Annotated in this window: 20 protein-coding genes; 7 read left to right on the forward strand and 13 right to left on the reverse strand. The window is 64.0% G+C overall.

Features of this window, described 5'->3' with window-relative positions:
• Window positions 1-99 precede the first annotated feature (99 nt).
• Window positions 100-1,269: a MalY/PatB family protein gene (locus V8J83_RS16070; RefSeq protein ID WP_339987449.1), complete on the forward strand. Its 1,170-nt coding sequence runs from the start codon at window positions 100-102 to the stop codon at window positions 1,267-1,269.
• Here V8J83_RS16070 and V8J83_RS16075 read toward each other — a convergent pair.
• Genes V8J83_RS16075 through V8J83_RS16090 form a run of 4 tightly spaced genes read right to left on the reverse strand, consistent with a single transcriptional unit; the run spans window position 1,263 to window position 4,110 of the window.
• Window positions 1,263-2,138, reverse strand: coding sequence for a DMT family transporter (locus V8J83_RS16075; protein WP_339987450.1), 876 nt, complete (start codon window positions 2,136-2,138; stop codon window positions 1,263-1,265). The genes V8J83_RS16070 and V8J83_RS16075 overlap by 7 nt on opposite strands.
• Window positions 2,139-2,996, reverse strand: a complete 858-nt coding sequence (locus V8J83_RS16080; RefSeq protein WP_339987451.1) for a molybdopterin guanine dinucleotide synthesis — start codon at window positions 2,994-2,996, stop codon at window positions 2,139-2,141.
• Window positions 2,993-3,547 (reverse strand): molybdenum cofactor guanylyltransferase MobA, encoded by a 555-nt coding sequence (gene mobA, locus V8J83_RS16085; RefSeq protein ID WP_339987452.1) that lies wholly within the window; start codon window positions 3,545-3,547, stop codon window positions 2,993-2,995. The genes V8J83_RS16080 and mobA overlap by 4 nt, the downstream gene beginning before the upstream one ends.
• Window positions 3,544-4,110 (reverse strand): hypothetical protein, encoded by a 567-nt coding sequence (locus V8J83_RS16090; RefSeq protein WP_339987453.1) that lies wholly within the window; start codon window positions 4,108-4,110, stop codon window positions 3,544-3,546. Before V8J83_RS16090 ends, mobA begins: the two co-directional genes overlap by 4 nt.
• Window positions 4,111-4,204: 94 nt before the next feature.
• On the opposite strand from V8J83_RS16090, the gene V8J83_RS16095 reads away from it, so the two are divergent.
• The gene (locus V8J83_RS16095; RefSeq protein ID WP_339987454.1) at window positions 4,205-4,939 is read left to right on the forward strand and encodes an AzlC family ABC transporter permease; all 735 of its coding nucleotides are present in this window, start codon (window positions 4,205-4,207) and stop codon (window positions 4,937-4,939) included.
• The gene (locus tag V8J83_RS16100) at window positions 4,936-5,265 is read left to right on the forward strand and encodes an AzlD domain-containing protein (protein WP_339987455.1); all 330 of its coding nucleotides are present in this window, start codon (window positions 4,936-4,938) and stop codon (window positions 5,263-5,265) included. The genes V8J83_RS16095 and V8J83_RS16100 overlap by 4 nt, the downstream gene beginning before the upstream one ends.
• Here the strand turns inward: V8J83_RS16100 and V8J83_RS16105 are convergent.
• On the reverse strand, window positions 5,262-5,741 hold the full coding sequence (locus V8J83_RS16105; RefSeq protein ID WP_339987456.1) for an Lrp/AsnC family transcriptional regulator: 480 nt from the start codon (window positions 5,739-5,741) through the stop codon (window positions 5,262-5,264). The genes V8J83_RS16100 and V8J83_RS16105 overlap by 4 nt on opposite strands.
• A 127-nt stretch (window positions 5,742-5,868) precedes the next feature.
• On the opposite strand from V8J83_RS16105, the gene ald reads away from it, so the two are divergent.
• Together ald and V8J83_RS16115 are read left to right on the forward strand one after the other, a co-directional pair.
• Window positions 5,869-6,987, forward strand: coding sequence for an alanine dehydrogenase (gene ald, locus V8J83_RS16110; RefSeq protein WP_339987457.1), 1,119 nt, complete (start codon window positions 5,869-5,871; stop codon window positions 6,985-6,987).
• 57 nt (window positions 6,988-7,044) lie between these two features.
• On the forward strand, window positions 7,045-7,647 hold the full coding sequence (locus tag V8J83_RS16115; RefSeq protein ID WP_339987458.1) for a protein-methionine-sulfoxide reductase heme-binding subunit MsrQ: 603 nt from the start codon (window positions 7,045-7,047) through the stop codon (window positions 7,645-7,647).
• 62 nt (window positions 7,648-7,709) lie between these two features.
• On the opposite strand, the gene mscL is transcribed toward V8J83_RS16115, so the two are convergent.
• Entirely contained in the window at window positions 7,710-8,126 is a 417-nt protein-coding gene (gene mscL / locus V8J83_RS16120; RefSeq protein ID WP_339987459.1) for a large conductance mechanosensitive channel protein MscL, read from the reverse strand.
• Window positions 8,127-8,280: 154 nt separating this feature from the next.
• On the opposite strand from mscL, the gene V8J83_RS16125 reads away from it, so the two are divergent.
• Window positions 8,281-8,982, forward strand: a complete 702-nt coding sequence (locus V8J83_RS16125) for a glutathione S-transferase N-terminal domain-containing protein (protein WP_339987460.1) — start codon at window positions 8,281-8,283, stop codon at window positions 8,980-8,982.
• A gap of 75 nt (window positions 8,983-9,057) precedes the next feature.
• Here V8J83_RS16125 and V8J83_RS16130 read toward each other — a convergent pair whose 3' ends face one another.
• The 5 genes from V8J83_RS16130 to pheS all read right to left on the reverse strand — a co-directional run bounded on the left by V8J83_RS16130 (window position 9,058) and on the right by pheS (window position 14,419).
• Entirely contained in the window at window positions 9,058-9,507 is a 450-nt protein-coding gene (locus V8J83_RS16130) for a YtoQ family protein (RefSeq protein ID WP_339987461.1), read from the reverse strand.
• A 61-nt stretch (window positions 9,508-9,568) separates the two neighbouring features.
• Window positions 9,569-11,974 carry a phenylalanine--tRNA ligase subunit beta gene (gene pheT / locus V8J83_RS16135; protein ID WP_339987462.1) on the reverse strand — a complete coding sequence of 802 codons (2,406 nt, stop codon included), beginning with the start codon at window positions 11,972-11,974 and terminating at the stop codon, window positions 9,569-9,571.
• A 64-nt stretch (window positions 11,975-12,038) separates the two neighbouring features.
• Window positions 12,039-12,824, reverse strand: a complete 786-nt coding sequence (locus V8J83_RS16140) for a CE1 family esterase (protein WP_339987463.1) — start codon at window positions 12,822-12,824, stop codon at window positions 12,039-12,041.
• A 93-nt stretch (window positions 12,825-12,917) separates the two neighbouring features.
• Window positions 12,918-13,349, reverse strand: a complete 432-nt coding sequence (locus tag V8J83_RS16145) for a hypothetical protein (protein WP_339987464.1) — start codon at window positions 13,347-13,349, stop codon at window positions 12,918-12,920.
• Window positions 13,346-14,419, reverse strand: coding sequence for a phenylalanine--tRNA ligase subunit alpha (gene pheS, locus V8J83_RS16150; RefSeq protein ID WP_339987465.1), 1,074 nt, complete (start codon window positions 14,417-14,419; stop codon window positions 13,346-13,348). The genes V8J83_RS16145 and pheS overlap by 4 nt, the downstream gene beginning before the upstream one ends.
• Window positions 14,420-14,555: 136 nt before the next feature.
• Here pheS and V8J83_RS16155 point away from each other — a divergent pair, with 136 nt between their 5' ends.
• Window positions 14,556-15,566, forward strand: a complete 1,011-nt coding sequence (locus V8J83_RS16155; RefSeq protein ID WP_339987466.1) for a hypothetical protein — start codon at window positions 14,556-14,558, stop codon at window positions 15,564-15,566.
• A 96-nt stretch (window positions 15,567-15,662) separates the two neighbouring features.
• Here V8J83_RS16155 and rplT read toward each other — a convergent pair whose 3' ends face one another.
• Window positions 15,663-16,022: a 50S ribosomal protein L20 gene (gene rplT, locus V8J83_RS16160; RefSeq protein WP_339987467.1), complete on the reverse strand. Its 360-nt coding sequence runs from the start codon at window positions 16,020-16,022 to the stop codon at window positions 15,663-15,665.
• A gap of 12 nt (window positions 16,023-16,034) precedes the next feature.
• The gene (rpmI, locus tag V8J83_RS16165) at window positions 16,035-16,235 is read right to left on the reverse strand and encodes a 50S ribosomal protein L35 (protein ID WP_339987468.1); all 201 of its coding nucleotides are present in this window, start codon (window positions 16,233-16,235) and stop codon (window positions 16,035-16,037) included.
• Between the last annotated feature and the right edge of the window lie 114 nt (window positions 16,236-16,349).

Consider the following 16,349-nt stretch of genomic DNA (forward strand, 5'->3'; position numbering starts at 1 on the left):
GCCCATGTAGGACAAACCGCCGCGCGAATAAAGGGCGTGGGCTTGCGGCCAGAAATCGGCGCGCTAGGGTCGCGTTCGTCACTTGATCGGAGCCCACACATGTCATTCGACGAAATCATCGACCGCCGCGGCAGCCATTGCGTGAAATGGGACATGATGGAGGCGCTTTACGGCGTTTCGCCCGAAGATGGCGTGTCGATGTGGGTGGCGGATATGGATTTCCGGCCGCCCGGATGCATTCAGGACGCGGTGCAGGCGATGCTGGATCATGGCGTCTACGGCTACTTCGGCGACGACAGCAAATATCGCGCGGCGATCTGCTGGTGGATGGCCGAGCGGCACGGTTGGAACGTGGACCCAAGCCACATCTTCACGACCCATGGGTTGGTGAACGGCACGGCGATGTGCGTCGACACCTTCACGGACGAGGGCGACGGTGTGGTTCTGTTCACGCCGGTCTATCACGCGTTTGCCAAGGTGATCCGGGCCGCGAACCGCGACCTGCGCGAATTGGAGATGGCGCAGGATGGTGGGCGGTATGTGTTGGATTTCGATGCCTTCGATGCGCAGATGACCGGCAACGAGAAGATGCTGATCCTGTGTTCGCCGCACAACCCCGGCGGGCGCGTCTGGACACGGGCGGAGTTGGAGGGTGTGGCCGAATTCGCAAGGCGACATGACCTGATCATCGTGTCCGACGAGATCCACCATGATCTGGTGATGCCGGGGCAGCGCCACATCCCGATGACGAAGATCGACGGGATCGCGGACCGTTTGGTGATGATGACGGCGGCCACGAAGACGTTCAACATCGCGGGCGCGCATGTCGGCAACGTCATCATCGCCGATGACGCGTTGCGCGCCAGGTTCGCCGCGCGGATGGCGGCTTTGGGCATGTCGCCGAATTCGTTCGGCTTGTTCATGGTGACGGCGGCCTATTCGCCGGCGGGCGCGGAATGGCTCGACAATCTGCGCGACTACATCGCGGAAAACGCCCGGATTTTTGACGCGGGGATCAATGCGATCCCGGGGCTGAGGTCGATGGCGTTGGAGGCCACGTATCTGGCCTGGGTCGATTTCGAGGGCACCGGCATGACGCAGGAGGAGTTTACCGATCGGGTTACGGGACATGCCAAGATCGCGGTGAATTACGGGCCAACCTTCGGGACCGGCGGCGACAGCTTTCTGCGCTTCAACCTCGCGGCGCCACGGGCGGTGATCGAGGATGCGGTGGCGCGGATGCAAAAGGCGTTCGGCGACCTTCAGTAAGCACCGCGGCGCTGCGACAGTAGGAAAACCGCAAGGCTGCCCACGACGATCGCACCGCCCAGCAGCATCAGGGCGGTGGGCGCTTCGCCGATGGCAAGCCAGACCCAGAGCGGGCCAAGCACCGTTTCCAGCAACAAAAGCAGGCTGACGTTGGCCGCTGCTGTGTGCCGGGAGGCGAGCGAGAGGCAATAGAAGCTGACCGGCAGGACCACCGCGCCGGTCAGCAGGATCGGCCAGAGTACCGCGTCACCCCGCATCTGCGCGGGGCCGGTGAGCACGATGCCGACAAGCCCGGCCAGCAGCGCCCCGAGGCCCACGGCAAGCGGGATCGGGACGGCGTCAAATCGGCGGATCAGTACGAACGACAACGCGAGGCAGATCGCAACACCAAGCCCGTAGAGCGCCCCCTTGAGCGCGGCCGCGTCCAAGGCCAATCCGCCCGCCTTGCCGAAGATCGCCACCGCGATCCCCGTCAGAACCGCCGCCATGGTGACCCATGTCGCGCGGCCCGTCGCCTCGCCCATCACCAGCCAGGACAGGACCGCAGAAACGACCGGCACGGTGGCGACGCCAAGCAGCACCGGGGTGACGGGGGATCCGACGATGCCGAAGGTGAAGAGCGCGCCATTCACCGCCTGGCAGAGGGCGATGGCAAGGCCGCCTGCACCAAAGGTCATGGCGATATCCGCGCGTCTGTTGTGACTGAGCACCGCCCAGAGGGTGATCATGACGACCCCCATGAGCGTCGAGCGCCAGCCGAGCATCTGCACGGCCCCCATCCCCGACAGGCGCATCAACATCGCGTCCGGCGTCAGGACCAGCGCGCCGAAGGTTGCAAGGGTCAGGCCATAGGCGGCAGGGCGCTGCATTCAGTCGATACCGTCGATCAGGGAGGCTTCCGCGCCGAGACCGAGGATCCAACCCTCCTCCCGGTCGCCTTGGCGCAGGAGCGCGTCGAGATGGCCGGGGTCGAGGCGGGAAAAGGCACGCGCAACAAGGCGGACCTGCGCGGCGTCGAGGATATCGCCCGCGCGCAGGCGGGTCTTGATCGCGGCGTCAATCAGGCCGGGATAGATCTCGGCCAGGACAATAGGGGCATCGGGTGCCTGAAACGGGCTGACGGCGAGCGCATCACCGTAGCGTTGCCGAAGCGCGTGAAGATGCGGCAGGCCGACGAGGCTTTGCGACCCGACAGAGCCATTGCCAAGCAATTGAAACGTGGTCTTCGCACGCGGCAATTCGGTTTCAATCTTGCGCCGCTCGGCAAAAGCAAAGGGCGCGTAGTCGGGCTTGCGAAACAACATCTGCGCGGTCGCGCGCTTGGCGGAGCAGCCCCAGAAAGGGCCGGGCGCGTGGAAAAGCGCGTTCAACGCCTCGGCGACGTCGAAGCGGTTGTTGCGGTTGCGATTGTCGTCCGTGATGCGGTCCGCCAGATGCGCCCAAAGCGCCAGCGGATTATCGGACCCGCAGACCGCGCGCGCAAAGCCGCGGGGGTAGCCGAACGGAAAGTCGAAACCGACCAGAACGCGGCGGCCCGCGCGGCGTTCCCCGTCTAGAAGGCCGGTCAGGCACCGCATCGCGCAGTGGCGGGTGCGTTGGTAGTTCGGCGGAGCGTCCCGCCCGTCGCGCGCCATGCCGATGAAGATGGCATCCTTTGTGCGCTTGACCGGCGACGGGGCGGAGCGAGCCGACCAATCGACCATGACGATGGTGTCGAAACGGCTCACATCCAGGCCTCGGCACGGGCGAGATCTTCGGGCGTGTTGATGTTGAAAAACGGCGGTGGCGCCGTGTCGGGGAAGGGCACTCGGGTCAGATCTTGCGTCGCGGCCCATTCGGTGACCTTGCGGGTGCCAGCGGTCAACGCCTGCATCAGATCAACCGACAAATGCGTGGGCCAGAGCGCGGTGGTGCCATGCAGGCCGTCGGCAGTCGCGGCCATGGCGATGCCGTCACCGTTGGCCAGCCGTGCCACCAGATCATGCGGAAGAAACGGTGTGTCGACCGCAACGGTCAGGACGCGGTCCGCGCCTTGGCCTTGGGCCCAGAGCATCGCGGCGAGGATACCGGCCAATGGCCCGAGGCCGGGGACAGTGTCGGGCACATGGGGCAGGTCGCCGAACGGATCGGGCGCGTTGACCGCAAGGGTCGAGACCTGCGGTGTGATCCGCTCTGCGACGTGCTGCCAGAGCGGCCTGCCCGCCAACAGATGCTGCGCCTTGTCCCCGCCGATGCGACGGCCCGCACCGCCGGCAAGGATGACGCCCGGAACGCTCATGAGCGCGCCGCTTTCTGCCAGGCTCGCATGTCGGCAATGGCAGATTTCGCCGCTTCCTCGTCCGCGAATCCTGCGAGGCGGATATAGGCCCAGGTAACGCCTGCCATGACGAAGATCACGTTTGCCGCAACCTCGATCCGCGTGACATCAGCCCAATGGAATTGCGTATAGCATCGCCCCGAAACGACGCGCATGCCGCCCTCCGACAATAGGACATGGTGGTTCTGCATCATCGGGTCATTGAGGAAACCGCGGGCGGTCGCCTTGTCGATCCAGCGGCCAAGCAGGGTGATCGCAGCCAAGAAAAGGCCCACCCCAACGGGCACCGCAACCAAGAGACCGCCCTGCCCCTGAAGACCGGGAAAAGTGCTGCCAGATGTTTGCAGGATCAGGAAAACAGCCGCCGTGGCCCCGGCCCCGGCAAGCAACATGGAGAGTGCCCACAAAATGTTCGTGGACCCCCCCACACCAAAGAGGTCAACCAGGGCATTGTCCGCCATACGGCTGGCGTCGCGAAAGGCTTTTTCATCCCCGGCTCCATCGATCCTGTACGTGCGGTTCATTCGCGGTTCCCGTGATCCAGCCCATGACAAGGCTTCATTTGCATCCCCCAAACACCGCGATTAAGGCGGGTTCACATCAGGAGTAATCGACACAATGGCCACTGCCAACTCATCCCGAACTGCCTTCTGGCGCGGCGCGCGTGACGCGGGGCCGTTTGTACTGGTCGCCGGTCCGTTCGGCGCGTTGTTCGGTGTGGTCGCGACGGAGGCGGGGCTGAACCTGACGCAGGTGATGGGGTTTTCCGTGGTGGTCATCGCGGGCGCGTCGCAGCTCGCGGCGTTGCAATTGATGCTGGATCAAGCGCCGGCGGTGATCGTGTTGTTGTCGGCCATAGCGGTGAACCTGCGCATGGCGATGTATTCCGCGTCGCTGGCGCCGCACCTCGGCGCCGCGTCGCTCTGGCAACGGGCGTTGGTGGCCTACATGAACGTCGATCAGACCTATGCGGTATCGGTCCTGAAATACGAGGACGCGCCGCAGATGGGGCTGGGGGAGCGGTTGGGATATTTCTTCGGGACCTGCGTGCCGATTATCCCGGTGTGGATCGTGGCGACCTATGTGGGGGCCTTGTTGGGCGAGGCGATCCCGGGCGATTGGGACATCACCTTCGCCGTGCCGGTGGCGTTTCTGGCGATGGTCGCGCCCGCCTTGCGCACCGGTGCGCATATCGCGGCGGCGGCGGCGTCGGTCGTATTGGCGATTGCGTTTGGCGGATTGCCCTACAACCTTGGCCTTCTGCCCGCCGGGATCGGTGCAATGATCGTCGGCGCGGAGGTCGAGCGACGCATGGGCGCGCGGTTCACGCCACCTGCGGGGTCCGGCAAATGACGGGTTGGAGCGGGACGGAGATCTGGTTGATCATCGTGGCGCTCGGGGTGGCGACCTATGCGATCCGGTTCTCGTTCCTGGGCCTTATCGGCAATCGCGAGCTGCCCGATTGGCTGCTGCGGCACCTTCGGTACACGCCGGTGGCGATCCTGCCCGCGCTGGTCACGCCGGGGGTTTTATGGCCTGCGGGCAGTGACGGAGCCCTGAGCCTGCCGCATATCGCGGCGGCCTTGGTCGCGGTGGGGGTGGGATATTGGCGCAAGAGCGCGGTGTTGGCGGCGCTCTGCGGCGTGCTGGCCTTTGTCGCGGTCAGCGCGGTGCTTTAGACCGGCAGGGCGGTGGTCTTGAACACGGTCTTGAGGGCAAAGCTTGATTGCATCTGCGCCACGCCCGGAAGACGCGAGAGGTGCTGTCGGTGAATGCGGGCGAAATCCTCGCTGTCGCGGGCGACGACCTTCAACAGGTAATCCGCCGTCCCCGCCATCAGGTGGCATTCCAACACATCCGGCACGCGGGCGACGGCCTTTTCAAAGGCATCGAGGGTTTCGTCGGATTGCCCCTGCAACTTGATCTCGACAAACACCGTCGTCACCCGCCCGACGGCGCGCGGGTTCAAAAGCGCCACGTAATCGCGGATCACGCCCGCCGCCTCCAGCCGTTGCACCCGCCTGTGGCAGGCCGAGGGCGAGAGGTTCACCCGTTCGGACAAGTCGGCATGGGTCATGCGGCCCTGCTTTTGCAGCGCGCGCAGAATCGCGGCATCCGTCGCGTCCAGTTCGGCACTTGATCCAGAATCCCTCATTCGATGCCCTTCTTATGCACGAATCCTGCAACAGATAAGTCCGACACAGGCAAACATTCAAAGCAATTCCACCACGACAAGCGCAAGCTTTGGTCATCGCAGGTATCGTTCAACGGAGGAGTGGACCATGCATATCGGGTGCCCGAAAGAGATCAAACCGCAGGAATTTCGCGTCGGCCTGACCCCAGCCGCCGCGCGCGAAGCCATCGGCCACGGCCACAGCGTCACCATGCAGACCGGCGCGGGCGACGGCGCGGGCTTCACCGATGACGACTACCGCGCGGTCGGTGCCGCGATTGCGGGAACCGCCGATGCGATCTTTGCCGAGGCCGACATGATCGTGAAGGTGAAGGAACCGCAGGCCGTCGAACGCAAGCAGCTCCGCGAGGGGCAGATCCTGTTCACTTACCTGCATTTGGCCCCCGACCCGGACCAAACCCGCGATCTTCTGAACAGTGGCGTGACCGCGATCGCCTACGAGACGGTGACCAATGCAAACGGGGGCCTGCCACTTCTGGCGCCGATGTCGGAGGTGGCCGGGCGGCTTGCGCCTCAGGTCGGGTCCTGGGCGTTGCAAAAGGCCAACGGCGGGCGCGGGGTTCTCATGGGGGGTGTGCCCGGCGTCGGCCCGGCGGAGGTTGTGGTGATCGGCGGCGGCGTCGTGGGCACGCAGGCCGCGCGGGTCGCCGCTGGCATGGGGGCGGATGTGACGGTGATGGACCGGTCGCTGCCCCGGTTGAGCTGGTTGGACGATGTCTACCGCGGCACATTCAAGACGCGCTACGCCAGTGCGGATGCCACCGCCGATCTGATCACTCGCGCCGATATGGTGATTGGCGCGGTCCTGATCCCTGGCGCTGCGGCGCCCAAACTGGTGACGAAAGCGCAATTGTCGACGATGAAGCCCGGCGCGGTGATCGTCGATGTGGCGATTGACCAGGGCGGCTGTTTCGAGACGTCCAAGGCCACCACCCACGAAGACCCGATCTACGAGGTCGGCGGCGTGGTGCATTATTGCGTGGCGAACATGCCGGGCGCGGTTGCGCGGACTTCGACGCTGGCGCTTGGCAACGCGACGATGCCGTTCATGCTGGCGCTGGCCGACAAGGGCTGGCGGCAGGCCTGCGCCGATGATCCACACCTGTTGGAGGGGCTGAACACCCATGCCGGCAAACTGACCAACTACGCGGTCGGGGTGGCGTTGGGGCTGGATGTGATATCCCCGGCGCTTGTGGTGAAACACTAGCGACGGAAACTGCGGGGCCCTGCGTGTAACCGGACATGACGTTTTCGGAGATCACACATGTCGCGCCTATCCCCCTACTGGCTTTGGGCCCTGCTCGCCGTTCTGCCCGCCCTTTTCACCTTTGAGGCCCTGACCTCGACCGACCCGGAGGCGATTCACGGCCTGCTGCACCCGTCGGGCGAATTCGCAGCCCGGCTCTTGATCCTCACGATGATGATCTCTCCGCTGGCGCTGATCTTCCGGCAGAGCCGCTTTATCGGCTGGCTCAGGCACAATCGCCGCTATTTCGGTGTTGCGGCCTTTGGCTATGCGCTGTTGCATACGGTGTTCTACCTGATCGACGAAGGCAGCCTTGCCGCCGTCACCGGCGATTTGCCGAAGCTCTATATCTGGACCGGTTGGGTGGCCTTCGCGATCTTCATTCCATTGGCGATGACGTCGATGGATGCCGCCGTGCGGGCCATGGGACCGCATTGGAAATCGCTGCGACGCACCACCTATGTGGCGTCCCTGTTCACCTTGCTGCATTGGGCGTCCCTGCATGATTGGGGCGGCACCGGCCCGGCGTTGGTGCATTTCGGCCCGCTTCTGGCGTTGGAGGCCTACAGGGGTTGGTATTGGTTCAACAGATCGGCAAAGCGGCGCATGGCGAAGGCCTGACGCCCCACGAAAAAGGCCCGCGCAGGGGCGGGCCTTTTCCAGATCTGTGAGAGATCGCTGACTTAGCCGCGCGCCTTCAGGGCGTCGCGGATCTCGGCCAGAAGCTCTTCCTGGGTCGGGCCTGCGGGCTCTTCTTCTGCTTCTTCCTCGGGGCCTTTGGCCTTGTTCACGGCCTTCACCAACAAGAACACCACAAACGCGATGATCAGGAAGTTGATGATCGCCATGATGAAGCGCCCGTAGGCGAACACCGCCGCTCCGGCTTCGTCAGCCGCGTCGATGGAGGCATAGTCGCCCTCACCCAGCAACACGAAGAGGCCGCTGAAGTCGACCCCGCCCATTGCGAGACTGATGATCGGGTTGATCAGGTCGGCCACGAGGCTGCCGACAATCGCCGTGAAGGCCGCGCCGATAATGATACCGACGGCCATATCCATAACATTGCCCTTGGCAATGAAGTCCTTGAATTCTGAAATCATGTGGTGCTCCACCCAGTCCTGTTCCGTTGTGCGGGCGGCATTCATTGGTGCGCTTGCGCACAGGCCACCCATAGAGCGCGCAGAAGGCAACCTCTGGCATACTCATTCAAGGGGAAGTATCTCAGCAAAGTAACTTTTTGCATTGAGGCGACGCATGAACCCGATTGAGACATTCCCGATAAACGCCCGCTGGACGGCGCAGGACCCGTCGGTGATCCAGCTGTATTCCTTCCCGACGCCCAATGGCGTGAAAGCCTCGATCGCGCTGGAAGAGATGGGCCTGCCCTACGAGGCGCACCGTGTGACGCTGTCCGACAGCGATGTGAAGAGCGATGAATTCCTGTCGCTGAACCCAAACAACAAGATCCCCGCGCTGATCGACCCGAACGGACCGGACGGCACGCCGATCGCGCTTTGGGAATCCGGGGCGATCCTGATCTACCTGGCGGAAAAGACAGGGAAATTCCTCGGTGAGACCGAGGCCGACAAGTACCAGGTCATCAAGTGGGTCATGTTCCAGATGGGCGGTCTTGGGCCGATGTTGGGTCAGCTTGGGTATTTCCACAAATTCGCCGGATCCGAGATCGAAGACCCCCGCCCGCGGGAGCGTTTCGTGGCCGAGGCCAAGCGCCTACTGAACGTGCTGGAGGGCGAATTGGACCGCAAGGACTGGATCGCGGGGGAGTATTCCATCGCCGATATGGCGATTGCGCCGTGGTTGGCTGCGCTCGATTTCTACGGCGCGAAGGAAATCGTCGGTTGGGGCGACCTGACCAACGTTCCGGCCTATCTTGACCAATTTCTGGCCCGCCCCGCCGTGAAAAAGGGGCGCAATACCCCGCCGCGCGAGGGCTAGGTCACTGGCTGCGCCGGGCGGAGGGTCAAATCCCCTGCGCCCGGCCACGCGATATCCGAGAGACGTGGCCCGCGCCTAGGCCGGAAGCGCGCCCGTCAACACGTAGCGCAGCACCTGAACCACCTGCTCGGGCTCTTCCGCAACCGCCAGCGCGGCGGCGTGGACTTCTTTCAACGGATGCTGATGTTCGGGCATCGACAACACGATCAACGGCTTGCCGAGCGCGCTGGCAAAGCCCGCATCAAACGCGGCATTCCATTGCTTGTATTTCTCGCCGAAACGCACGACGACGACATCGGCCTGTTCGATACCGTGCCGGGTGCGGATGGCATTCACCATCGCGCCCTTGTGGTCGTGCCAATATTTGTTCGGCTCTTCACCGAGGATCGCAACGCCGCAATCGTCGCTGGCCGCATGGTCCGTGACCGGGCCGGAAAACGTCACGTCCAGGTCTGCCGATCCATCGACAATCCGCTCGCGCCAATCGGTGTGAATTTCGCCCGACAGATAGACTTTCAAGGTCATCTTGCGTCCTTCCTTGTTTCAAAAATACTCAAATGCAACGCCCGACACCGGGGCGTAGTCGCTAGCCGCGCAATGCGCCGCCGGTGGCCTTGGCGACCTTCTCGACGATCTTCGCGCCCACCGCCTCGATCTCGTCCTCGGTCAGCGTCTTGTCCGTCGGCTGCATCCGCACGGTAATCGCCAGCGATTTCTGGCCCTCGCCAAGCGATCCGCCGACAAACTCATCGAACACCCGGACCTCTTCGATCAGGGCCTTGTCCGCCCCCGCCGCGGCGTTCACCAGATCAAGCGCGGCCACATCCGCCGCCACCACAAAGGCAAAGTCCCGCTCCACCGCTTGCAGATCGGCCATGGTCACGGCCCCGCGGCTGGCGGTGGACTTGCGCGGCATCGGCACCTCTTCGGGGAAGATCGTGAAGGCCATCGCGGGCCCTTTCACATCCATCGCCGCCAGCACCTTTGGATGCAGCTCGCCGAAGATCCCCAGCACCTTCTTGGGGCCAAGGCAGATCATGCCGTGCCGCCCCGGATGCCACCATTCCCGCGCGCCGCGCAGGATCTGTACCTTGGCGGGCGCCCCGATCGCGGCCAGAACGGCCTCTGCATCGGCTTTGACGTCGAACACATCCACCGCACGCCGCGCGCCATGGGGATCACGCGGGCCGGTGTGACCGGTCAGAAGGCCGCTGACGATAAGGTGCTGTTCGCCGGGCTCACCGCCATGAAACGCGGCGCCGACTTCGAAGAGCGCCATATCCATCATGCCGCGCGCCTGATTGCGGGCCGCCGCCTGCAGCAAGCCGGGTAGCACGGCGGGGCGCATATGCGACATCTCGGAGCTGATCGGGTTTTCGAGCATCACGGCATCGGACCCGCCGCCGAACAGCTCGGCCGACGCCTTGTCGATGAAGCTGTAGGTGACGCATTCGTTGTAGCCGAGCGCCGCCGCCGTGCGCCGCGCCGCGCGCTCGCGCAGCTGCATCGGCGTCAGGACGGGCGCGGGCACACCTGCGGCACGCGGCAAGGGCTGCGGCTTGAGACCCGTAAGGGATGTCACGCGTGCGACTTCTTCGACAAGATCTGCCTCGCCATGCACATCGCGCCGCCAGGACGGCACCCAGACCTCCAGCGTGTCGCCCGAGCCGCTGGCCGAAAAGCCAAGCGCGGTCAGGATGCGCACCTGTTGGTCGCGGTCGATCTGCATGCCGACAAGGCTCTCGACCCGCTTGGGATCCAGCTGATAGCTGCGCGCAGTCTGCGGCGCGGCGCCAGCCTCAACCACCTCCGACGCCTCACCACCGCACAAATCCAGCACCATCTGAGTCGCTGCCTCAAGACCGGGGCGCGTATATTCGGGGTCCACGCCGCGCTCGAACCGATAGCGGGCGTCGGAATTGATTTTCAGTTCGCGGCCCGTATAGGCGATGCGCACCGGCTCCCACCAGGCACTTTCAAGGAACACGTTCACGGTGTCCTCGGTGCAGCCCGTCTCGGCCCCGCCCATCACACCGGCGATGCTTTCCGGCCCCTTGTCATCGGAGATCACAACCTGCCCGGCGACGAGCGTATAGTCCTTGTCATCCAGCGCGGTGATCGTCTCGCCGCCCTGGGCCCGATGCACACGCAGGTTGCCCGCCACCTTATCGGCGTCGAACACGTGCAATGGCCGGTTCTGATCGAAGGTGAAGTAATTGGTGATATCGACAAGCGCCGAGATCGGGCGCAGGCCAATCGCGCGCAGACGGTCCTGCAACCATTGCGGGGAGGGGCCGTTCTTCACACCCTTGATCAGACGCCCGGTGAAATGCGGCGCGTCGTCAAGCGTATCGGCGTCGATCGTCACGCCAATGGGGCAAGGGAAGCTGCCTAGCACCTCCGCCGGGTCATGGGGCTTCAACGTGCCAAGCCCACGCGCGGCCAGATCCCGCGCGATCCCGCGCACGCCCAACGCGTCCTGCCGGTTCGGCGTGATGGCGATCTCGATCACCGGATCAACCTTGGCCGGGTCGTGTTCCGCCAACCAATCGACGAACCGCTCGCCGACCTCGCCCGACGGCAATTCGATGATGCCGTCATGTTCATCGGACAGCTCAAGCTCGCGCTCGGAGGCCATCATGCCAAAGCTCTCGATACCCCGGATCTTGCCCACGCCGATCGTCGTGTCGATGCCGGGCACATAGGTGCCGGGTTTGGCAAGGACCACGGTGATCCCTTCGCGCGCATTGGGCGCGCCGCAGATGATCTGCTGCATGCCTTCATCGGTCTCGACCTGACACACGCGCAGGCGGTCCGCATCGGGGTGTTTTTCGGCCGTTATCACCTTGGCGAGCGTGAAATCCGCCAACCGCGCGGCGCGGTCCTCCACCTCTTCGACCTCAAGGCCAAGGTCGGTCAGCGCGTCGAGGATATCGGCAAGGCTCGCCTCGGTTTCGAGGTGATCTTTCAGCCAGGAGAGGGTGAACTTCATAACATGCCCCAAGGGTCCAATTCGTCGGCCCCGGACATGGCAAAGAAAGCGGGTGGGGGCAAGTCTAGGGGTAGCTGTTGGGCAGGCCGAGCAATTCGTCCAACTGCCGCGCGATCCACCCATGGGGGATGAAATGCCCGCCGGGATGCGTATCAAGCGCCACACGCCCCCCGGCGCACTCCCATTCGGTGCGCGTCAGGGTCAGGAACGAACGTTGTTGCCATTCGCCGATGACCGCGCCATCGCCGCAGCCCATGGACGCGCGCCAGAGCGATACCGGGTGGTCCGTCTCGCCGTTGGGGCCAAAGGGAAAGCGCAGGACCGGATCGTCGAGGCCATAGACCTGCCGCGCGTTTTGCGGGTGGGTGGGGCAGGAGGTCGCTTGCGGAAGGGTGCCGGATATGGCCAGAAGCGCCGCGATATCCGCGCCATCCTGGCACACGAACCGCCACGCCATGCGCGCGCCATAGCTGTAGCCCGACACGAAGATCTGGTCTTCGTCGATGGGGTAGCGGGCGGCGATATCGTCCAGAACCGCGCGCGCAAACGGCACGTCGGGCGAATTTGGGGTGCGGAAGGTCCAGGTGCCGTTGTTGCCGTTGGGTGCCACCAGAAGGACGCCCCGCCGCTCGGTGGCACCGGCGATCCGGTCGTGTTGAACGATCAGGGTGCCTTGGCGTTGCCAGCCGTGGAAATGGAGGAGGACCGGGAGGGGTGTTTCGCCGTCCCAGCCGTCGGGTTCGAGCACGTGATACGAGCGGTCACCGATGGGGCACGGGGTCTGGCCGGTGCAGGCGTGGGAGGCGGTGGCGGTAAGGAGGAGGACGGCGAGGGTTAGGAGCGTTTTCATGGGGGGTGAGGTGACGCGGCGGGCGCGTGGTGTCAATTCACGGGTTGGTTAGGGGGAGCCAATTGGACTGGCAGCAACGCTCGCGCATCATCTTTAGCGCCCTTCGAAGCCAAGCCATTTCATCAATTCAACCGATAGTATGATCATGATGAAGGGAAATATGTATAGGATGAACCCGGGCACAAGGACCGTTCGAAACTTGATCTTGAACCAGTTCCAGCTGCGCAGCGTGACCTTTCTGACGGGGGTGCTGCCACGATGCCACCTCAGCCTTTCGCGCCCGGCCCGAAGCAGTCGGACGGTCAAATCTGCGTCGGTTTTCCAGACCCTGACAAAACCACGCTCCGCCATCTGTTCCAAGTGAAACAAGGTGTCGTTCCCGCGTCTCGTGACTTCATCGTAAAGCGGAATTATCGGATCGGATTCGCCAGAGTCGGTCTTGAGGCTTTCGTGCGTCCAGCGTTGAGTGCCTCCCTTCTGAAGCAACAGAAGCAGATGCTTCTCAAACTCCAGATCGTACCTCAAACCCCCGCGTGAACCGCCGGAATCTCCAGCGCCCCAAAGCCATAGTGCCGCAGCCACCGCAAATCGCTCGCGAAGAAGTCGCGCAGATCCGGGATGCCGTATTTCAGCATCGCGATCCGGTCGATCCCCATGCCGAAGGCGAAGCCCTGATACTTGGTCGGGTCGATCTTGCCGGCCTCCAGCACCTTGGGGTGCACCATGCCGGAGCCCAGTATCTCAAGCCAATCGTCGCCCTCGCCGACCTTCACCGTGCCGCCCTCGAACGAGCACTGGATGTCGACCTCCGCGCCCGGTTCCACGAACGGGAAATGCGAGGCGCGGAAACGGGTTTTGACGGCGACGCCGAAGAAGGCGGAATAGAATTCCTCCAGCACCCATTTCAGGTTCGCCATCGAGATATCTTCGCCCAGAACAAGCCCCTCGACCTGATGGAACATCGGCGTATGGGTCTGATCGTAATCGGCGCGGTACACACGGCCCGGCGCGATGATGCGGCAGGGCGCGCCGTGGGCCTCCATATGGCGGATCTGCACGGGCGAGGTGTGGGTGCGCAACACGTGCGGCGGGCGGTTATCGCCCTCGGCGCGATGCGTGTAGAACGTGTCCATCTCGGCCCGCGCGGGGTGGTGTCCGGGGATGTTCAGCGCGTCGAAATTGTAGAAATCGGTCTCGATCTGCGGGCCCTCGGCGACGGAAAACCCCATGTCGGCAAAGATCGCGGTGACCTCTTCCATGACCTGGCTGACCGGGTGGATCGTGCCCTGACGGCGCGGGCGCGACGGTAGTGTCACGTCAAGCCATTCGGCTTGCAGGCGTGCATCCAGCGCGGCATCGGCCAGCCCCGCCTTCTTGGCGGTCAGGGCTGCGTTGACTTCATCCTTGAGCGCGTTCAACGCAGGCCCGGCGACTTGCCGTTCGTCAGGCGTCATCTTGCCAAGCTCGCGCATCTTCAGGCTGATCTCGCCCTTCTTACCAAGCGCCGCCACGCGAAACTCTTCCAGCGTGCCCTCATCCGAGGCACCGCCGATGCGGTCCAGCCAGCTTTTGCGCAGCTCGTCGAGGCCATCCATGTCGCGTGCTCCATCCCTTGGAAATCGGCCTCTGACCTACCAGAGAAGGGACGGATTGCAAGATCATGGCTTTTGGCATTGATCCCTGTACCGTCCGTGGCAAACTGCACCCACAATCTATCGCAGGAGACCTGTCATGAGACGATGGTTTGCCGCCTTTTTCGCTACGATAACACTTGCCGCGCCCGCCGCGGCGGACGGGCATTTCTGGGGCCAATGGCAACATGGCCCGTCGGAATTTCTCGACTACGGCGCCTGGGTGTCGGAGCGCGACGGCGGCGACCTTGTGACCGCGACGGTGCTCTGCGCGGCGGATGCCTCTTACCTGAGTGTCGCGTGGCTACAGGGCGAAACCGAGCAAGCCGAAGGCCAGATGCAGATCACGGTCGACGGGCGGCCCATGTGGCTGAACGCGCGCTATCTGCTGTTCGTGGCGGAACCGGCCTGGACAGTGCGCCTGTTGCCCGAGGTGATCGACGCCCTGCGCGGCGGCTCGATCGTGACATTGCAGGTTGCCACACGCGGGCCATCGACCTTGCGGCTGAACGGATCGGCCGCCGCGATCGATGCGGCGTTGCAGGGCTGTGGAACGGGGGCGGGTTACCACACGGAATGGGCGAATTTCTTCAACTTCATGTCACCCGATGCCAACGGGATGATGCACCCCGTCGCCAACCTCGGCGATCCGCCCCCGTCCGAGGTCCCGCCGCCCGCAGCCTTGCCAGAGGATGCGCCGATCACCCGGGCAGAGCTTGAGGCCGGGTGGGCCGGGCAATGCCCGACCGGCGTGACACTCGGCGAGGGGGCGATCCGCATCGCGGACCTCGATGCCGACGGAACCCAGGACGTGATCGTGAATTCCGCCGCGCTCCGATGCGAGGGGGGAGGTTTCGCGATGCTGCGTGGGCTCGGCAATTGCGGCATGCACAATTGCGCGCTGTTCATCTACCTCTCGACCGCCGCGCCCGGCAGCGGGTGGAGCACGGTGATCCAGAACCACATGGAAATCCCGCCGACCTTCGACATGCGCAACGGGACAGCGGCCATTGGCACTGCGGTGCAGGGCGGGTCCTGTCCGTTCGCAGAAGTCTGTCGGGGCACCTGGCAGTGGGATGGCACCGCGATGATCTATACGCCCACCCAATAGCCCCGACGCAATGGAGCACAGAACATGGGTCACAGGCGAACGAAAAAGGCGCGCCCGGACGGGACGCGCCTTTTGCAGATGTGCGGGCCGTGTCGCTTAAAGCGCGGCTTTCGCCTGATCGACGATGGCACCGAATGCTTCGGGCTCATGCACGGCCAGATCGGCGAGGACCTTGCGGTCGACCTCAATCCCGGCTTTCGCCAGACCGTTGATGAACCGCGAATAGGTCAGAGCTTCGTCATGGGCGCGGACGGCGGCGTTGATCCGCTGGATCCACAGCGCGCGGAACTGACGCTTGCGGGCCTTGCGGTCGCGCGTGGCGTATTGGTTGGCCTTATCGACAGCCTGCGTGGCGGTGCGGAAATTCCGCGAGCGCGCGCCATAATAGCCTTTGGCCGCATCAAGAACCTTCTTGTGGCGACGATGGGTGACGGTTCCACCTTTGGTACGGGACATATCCGGGCCTCCTTAGCGGTCGTATGGCATGTAGGATTTGACGATCTTGCTGTCGGGAGCAGACAGTTCGCTTGTCCCGCGCGCATTGCGGAGGAACTTGTTGCTCCGCTTGATCATCCCGTGCTGTTTACCAGCTTGAGCGGCCATCACCTTACCGGTGCCCGTCACTTTGAAGCGCTTCTTGGCGCTCGACTTTGTCTTCATCTTCGGCATTTCCAACTCCTCAAGTCTTGTCTGAGCGGTTCGGGCGCATCGCGGCATGCCGTTTTCGGCCGGACGCACCGTTCGGAAGCTGCCGCATAAAGCCAAACCCTGCGCCTGACAAGG

The organism is Gymnodinialimonas ulvae (genome assembly GCF_037543845.1).
In the GTDB taxonomy this organism is placed as follows: Bacteria; Pseudomonadota; Alphaproteobacteria; order Rhodobacterales; family Rhodobacteraceae; genus Gymnodinialimonas; species Gymnodinialimonas ulvae.

What these genes read in the sequence shown, in the direction of transcription:
- V8J83_RS16070 (WP_339987449.1), top strand. Translation starts at nt 100, where the DNA reads ATGTCATTCGACGAAATCATCGACCGCCGCGGCAGCCATTGCGTGAAA.
- V8J83_RS16075 (WP_339987450.1), bottom strand. Translation starts at nt 2,138, where the DNA reads ATGCAGCGCCCTGCCGCCTATGGCCTGACCCTTGCAACCTTCGGCGCG.
- mobA (WP_339987452.1), bottom strand. Translation starts at nt 3,547, where the DNA reads ATGAGCGTTCCGGGCGTCATCCTTGCCGGCGGTGCGGGCCGTCGCATC.
- V8J83_RS16090 (WP_339987453.1), bottom strand. Translation starts at nt 4,110, where the DNA reads ATGAACCGCACGTACAGGATCGATGGAGCCGGGGATGAAAAAGCCTTT.
- V8J83_RS16095 (WP_339987454.1), top strand. Translation starts at nt 4,205, where the DNA reads ATGGCCACTGCCAACTCATCCCGAACTGCCTTCTGGCGCGGCGCGCGT.
- V8J83_RS16100 (WP_339987455.1), top strand. Translation starts at nt 4,936, where the DNA reads ATGACGGGTTGGAGCGGGACGGAGATCTGGTTGATCATCGTGGCGCTC.
- V8J83_RS16105 (WP_339987456.1), bottom strand. Translation starts at nt 5,741, where the DNA reads ATGAGGGATTCTGGATCAAGTGCCGAACTGGACGCGACGGATGCCGCG.
- ald (WP_339987457.1), top strand. Translation starts at nt 5,869, where the DNA reads ATGCATATCGGGTGCCCGAAAGAGATCAAACCGCAGGAATTTCGCGTC.
- V8J83_RS16115 (WP_339987458.1), top strand. Translation starts at nt 7,045, where the DNA reads ATGTCGCGCCTATCCCCCTACTGGCTTTGGGCCCTGCTCGCCGTTCTG.
- mscL (WP_339987459.1), bottom strand. Translation starts at nt 8,126, where the DNA reads ATGATTTCAGAATTCAAGGACTTCATTGCCAAGGGCAATGTTATGGAT.
- V8J83_RS16125 (WP_339987460.1), top strand. Translation starts at nt 8,281, where the DNA reads ATGAACCCGATTGAGACATTCCCGATAAACGCCCGCTGGACGGCGCAG.
- V8J83_RS16130 (WP_339987461.1), bottom strand. Translation starts at nt 9,507, where the DNA reads ATGACCTTGAAAGTCTATCTGTCGGGCGAAATTCACACCGATTGGCGC.
- pheT (WP_339987462.1), bottom strand. Translation starts at nt 11,974, where the DNA reads ATGAAGTTCACCCTCTCCTGGCTGAAAGATCACCTCGAAACCGAGGCG.
- V8J83_RS16140 (WP_339987463.1), bottom strand. Translation starts at nt 12,824, where the DNA reads ATGAAAACGCTCCTAACCCTCGCCGTCCTCCTCCTTACCGCCACCGCC.
- pheS (WP_339987465.1), bottom strand. Translation starts at nt 14,419, where the DNA reads ATGGATGGCCTCGACGAGCTGCGCAAAAGCTGGCTGGACCGCATCGGC.
- V8J83_RS16155 (WP_339987466.1), top strand. Translation starts at nt 14,556, where the DNA reads ATGAGACGATGGTTTGCCGCCTTTTTCGCTACGATAACACTTGCCGCG.
- rplT (WP_339987467.1), bottom strand. Translation starts at nt 16,022, where the DNA reads ATGTCCCGTACCAAAGGTGGAACCGTCACCCATCGTCGCCACAAGAAG.
- rpmI (WP_339987468.1), bottom strand. Translation starts at nt 16,235, where the DNA reads ATGCCGAAGATGAAGACAAAGTCGAGCGCCAAGAAGCGCTTCAAAGTG.